Genomic DNA, 3,482 nt, shown 5'->3' on the forward strand with positions numbered 1-3,482 from the left:
CCTGTTTTTTATAGATAGACCATTTGTCCACCCAAGTGACCTGTGTAAGCAAGTAGGATACATCCAATCAGTGCTGTGATAAAGCTGAGTATTCTCCACGCTTTTCCTTTGGCACGGAATCCTATAATGAACAAGATGATTGTCATACCAAATGCAACTAAACTAAATAGAGCAAATTGTTCATGACTTTCAATCATAGCCTCAGTAACCGAAAGGAGGTTCGTTTCAGCGTATTCTTCTGCACCCTCTCCCGAAATATAGGCCACGACACCTGACAAGAAGCCCGTAACAAGAGTGACGAGAGCGAACAATCGAAAATTCGACCATTTGAAGCTGAGCAAAATCAAAAACGTTCCGAATAACAATAAGCCAATCGGTGCATGGACGAGCAACGGATGAAGCGGTACTCCGCCAAACATGTTTTCGCCTCCTCATTTATCTTCAGTACATACGATAATATACCCGTTTTCTTGCTTATAGCATAAAACTTTAGAAGTATATTGAAGAATATTTGATGCGACTCATCGTCGTTTCTTTAGTTCGTCAACGACTTGAAGAAATTACTGAGCGACTCAAACAGCCGCGCAAAGAAACCTTGCACTTCTTTCGTCTCTAGAAACGCCTGCACGTCTTGGCCCGCTCCTTTTAATCCATCACTGATCGCTGTCCAATCCAAGTTGGCTTGCTGCATGTTCTCGAACAACGTCGTCAGCTGGTTCAATTGCGTATCGGACAATTGAACGTTGTTTTGATTCAACACTTGAATGACGATATCGCGAATTTCAATATTCGTCTCGGGCATTTGATTCGCGATTTCCGCTTTGATCTCATTCATCAGCCCGGCCACATCTTCTTGACCGACCGTCTTCCCGATCTCTGACGTGACCGCCAGTTCTTCTTGCGCAAGATTTTTTCGTTCCTCGGTCAGTTGGATCCCGGTCTCGTCAGCCGTCTGGTCGTACGCCTTCATAATACCTGTCAACGCAGACGTCCCGGTCACACGGATCGGAGACGTGATGTAAATATCGGCGTCAGTGACACCGGCCGTGACGAGCGCGTTCGCATACATATCTTCCGTCACCCACGTGACGTTCTCGGTTTGAATATCAAGACCCGTCCCGTCAGTCAGCTTGATGCGGGCCGATGAGTACATGCCGCCGCCACGTTGTGCCTGGGGTACGGCGTCACCTAGATACTTCTCTTCGTCAGCTGCAGTCGTGATAATCGGTTCGATTCCTGCCGGCGCTTCGACGCGCTCGAGCACCCAGTCTCGCTGCTCTGCTGATAATGTCTCCCCAAGGGTGACGATTGTATCGTCGACGATCGCTTCGGCGTTTACTTTAGGAATCATGCTAGTCGAGACGACCGTCCCGATCGTCAGCGCGATAATTGGTTTCATATAATTCAAACTGAATCACTCCTTTCTTCTACCATACGTGTTCTTTCATAGGTTGCGCATCCGTCTCTGGACCGAAAAGAAGACCACCCTTCCGTTGAAGGATGGCCTACCTTTACCGTGAACGATTCGCGATTTCTTCAGTGAGGGACGTCAAGAACTCATCAAGCGTTGCCGACACTTGTTCTTGTTGACCGTAGCGACGGATGTTGACCGAACGCTCATCACGTTCCTTATCACCGAGTACGAGCGTCATCGGGATCTTCTTCATCTGTGCTTCACGGATCTTATAGCCTAACTTCTCATCCCGAAGGTCTGTCTCGACACGGACACCACGTGATAACAGTTCTGCTTTCACTTCGGCCACATAAGCATCATGGACGTGAGACACCGGGATCAATTTGACTTGGACCGGCGCGAGCCATGTCGGGAAGGCACCTTTGTACTCTTCGATCAAGTAGGCGACGAACCGTTCCATCGTCGACACGACACCGCGGTGGAGGACGATTGGACGATGATCTTTACCGTCAGAACCTGTATACGTCAAATCGAAACGTTCTGGAAGCAAGAAGTCGAGTTGGACTGTCGACAACGTCTCTTCTTTCCCGAGCGCTGTCCGGACTTGGACATCGAGTTTCGGTCCGTAAAATGCCGCTTCGCCATCCGCTTCGAAGTACGGCAGGCCGAGTTCATCCATCGTTTCTTTCAATTGACGCTGTGCCGATTCCCAGATCGCATCGTTGTCGAAGTATTTCTCTTTATCGGCCGGGTCGCGATAAGACAGGCGGAACCGGTAATCTTTAATCCCGAAGTCGGCATACACTTCTTGGATTAAGTGAACGATATCTTTAAACTCTTGCTTCATCTGCTCCGGTGTCACGAACGTGTGTCCATCGTTCAATACCATATAACGGACACGTTGAAGACCTGTCAAAGCACCTGACATCTCATAGCGGTGCATGCCGCCAAGTTCGGCGATACGGAGTGGCAACTCACGGTATGAGCGTGGCTCATGCTTATAGATCGTCATATGGTGCGGACAGTTCATCGGGCGCAAGACGAGCTCTTCGTTGTCCATCTCCATTTTCGGGAACATGTCGTCTTGATAGTGATCCCAGTGACCTGACGTCTTGTACAAATCGACCGAACCGAGCACCGGCGTATAGACGTGCTGATAGCCGAGTTCGAGCTCTTTGTCGACGATGTAACGCTCGACCGTGCGACGAATCGCGGCACCTTTCGGGAGCCACATCGGCAATCCTTGGCCGACTTCTTGCGAGACGAAGAACAAATCAAGTTCTTTACCGAGTTTACGGTGGTCGCGTTCTTTCGCTTCTTCAAGCAGACGCAAGTGCTCGGCGAGCTGTTCTTTCGTCGCCCACGCCGTACCATAAATCCGTTGCAACATCTTGTTGTCAGAATCTCCGCGCCAGTAAGCACCGGCGACGCTCATCAATTTAAAGACTTTCAATTTCGACGTCGACGGGACGTGCGGTCCACGGCAAAGGTCAAAAAAGTCACCTTGATGATAAATTGTAAGTGTCTCACTTGCCGGGATATCTTCAATCAACTCGACTTTGAGCGGGTCACCAAGCTCCTTGTAACGCTCGAGCGCTTCGTCGCGCGTGACGACTTCACGTGTGATGTCGAGATTTTCGTCGACGATCCGTTTCATCATCTTCTCGATTTCCGGCAAATCTTCTTCATTGATGCGGCGGTCCATCTCGATATCGTAATAGAACCCGTTCTCAATCGTCGGTCCGATGCCGAAATGAATCGTCCCTTCTTCGCCGTACAACCGTTTGATCGCTTGAGCCATCAAGTGAGCGGATGAATGGCGCATCAAGTCGAGGCCTGCCTCCGAGTCCGGCATGACGAGCTCGATTTGACCATCGCGCTCGATCGGACGACGATAATCGATCAGTTCACCATCGATTTTTGCGGCGATGGCTTTCTTACGAAGACCCGGGCTAATCGAACCGGCTACTTCTTCTGCTGTGATACCAGCTTCAAACGCTTTGACTGCCCCATCTGGAAATGTCAATTGAATCATGTGTCAACTTCCCCTCTCTATTTGAAAAAAAAT

At 49.7% G+C, this 3,482-nt stretch carries 3 protein-coding genes; all 3 read right to left on the reverse strand.

Annotated features, from left to right (window positions below; all coding sequences use genetic code 11):
- Positions 1 to 8 precede the first annotated feature (8 nt).
- The 3 genes from A6395_RS02975 to thrS all read right to left on the reverse strand — a co-directional run bounded on the left by A6395_RS02975 (position 9) and on the right by thrS (position 3,449).
- Entirely contained in the window at positions 9 to 419 is a 411-nt protein-coding gene (locus tag A6395_RS02975) for a DUF2231 domain-containing protein (protein ID WP_071397808.1), read from the reverse strand.
- Positions 420 to 535: 116 nt separating this feature from the next.
- A complete protein-coding gene (locus tag A6395_RS02980; RefSeq protein ID WP_071397810.1) occupies positions 536 to 1,399 on the reverse strand; it encodes a DUF1002 domain-containing protein in 864 nt (287 codons plus the stop codon).
- A 112-nt stretch (positions 1,400 to 1,511) separates the two neighbouring features.
- Positions 1,512 to 3,449, reverse strand: a complete 1,938-nt coding sequence (thrS, locus tag A6395_RS02985; protein ID WP_071397809.1) for a threonine--tRNA ligase — start codon at positions 3,447 to 3,449, stop codon at positions 1,512 to 1,514.
- Positions 3,450 to 3,482: the final 33 nt, after the last annotated feature.

The sequence above is a fragment of the Exiguobacterium sp. SH31 genome (assembly GCF_001816105.1).
Lineage (GTDB): Bacteria > Bacillota > Bacilli > Exiguobacteriales > Exiguobacteriaceae > Exiguobacterium > Exiguobacterium aurantiacum_A.